Origin of the sequence: Mesorhizobium sp. M7A.F.Ca.CA.002.09.1.1, from assembly GCF_003998555.1 — a bacterium.
Lineage (GTDB): Bacteria > Pseudomonadota > Alphaproteobacteria > Rhizobiales > Rhizobiaceae > Mesorhizobium > Mesorhizobium ciceri.
Genome location: NZ_RZRR01001361.1, coordinates 1 through 939, shown reverse-complemented (window position 1 = coordinate 939; position 939 = coordinate 1). Strand labels below are relative to the sequence as shown.

At 58.8% G+C, this 939-nt stretch carries 2 protein-coding genes; one reads left to right on the top strand and one right to left on the bottom strand.

Annotated elements, in window-relative coordinates:
- On the top strand, positions 1-475 hold a 475-nt coding region (locus EN994_RS33225; protein WP_127308245.1), incomplete at its 5' end, for a recombinase family protein.
- Between the two features lie 149 nt (positions 476-624).
- Here EN994_RS33225 and EN994_RS35760 read toward each other — a convergent pair.
- Positions 625-939, bottom strand: a 315-nt coding sequence (locus tag EN994_RS35760; protein ID WP_206530566.1) for a hypothetical protein, incomplete at its 5' end; no start/stop codon positions are given.

Below are 939 nucleotides of genomic sequence, written 5' to 3'. Positions count from 1 at the left end.
CGCACGACCGGAACTCTTCCGACTCCTCTCGGATTGCCAACCAGGAGACATCCTGCTGATCGAGCAGGTGGATCGCCTCAGCAGGCTGAACGGTGCAGATTGGAATAAGCTAAAGGACGAAATTAGAGATCGACACATCAAGGTTGTCGCCCTCGACCTACCGACATCATGGGGCATGGCATCGGGGAATGCCGATGAGTTCATGTCCCGCATGGCAGACGCAATCAACAACATGATGCTCGATGTGATCGCGGCAGTCGCTAGGAAAGACTACGAGGATCGTCGGCGTAGGCAGACGCAGGGTATCGCGAAAGCCAAGAGCGAGGGAAAATATCGTGGCCGGCCTGAGGACAAGGCCCGCAATAAAGCGATCCAAAGCATGCTCACCAGCGGGCAAAGCTGGAGCACCATCATTTCGGCAACGGGATGCTCTCGGTCAACGCTGGCGAGGTTGGCAAAGGGAGTGGCGGGGTAAGACTGCCGGATGCCCGAAATTTTCGGCCGCGACATTTTGCACCCGGTTGCAAAGTCTCCCGGTGGCAGACTCATGCGAAGGGCCGTTGCGGCTTTTGTAGCTCCAAAGACGGCAGTTTCTGGGAGCATCGCGGCTAGTGTGCATTGGCTTCATTGAGTGTTCGATCTACCGAGGTGAGCCATGAAAGTCCGACAGAGCGACACGTTGTGCCGATGGATGAAGCCGGCTTCGGGGTATTCCGGCCCAGCGTAGGTCAATTCGATGTTGGACCATGTGGCCACCACCCAATCGGCGAACCTGTGTGCCTCACCGGGCGCCCCCCGCCAGTTCGTCGCTATACACTGCGCAACCGCCCGGCGCTGGTCATCCGGCCACGGTGCCGCAATGTTCGGCCAATGCTGTTCGGCAGACCGGTGTAACGTCTCCTCGATTGCCTCCAGCGTGAGCCGGACAACCGTCTGGTC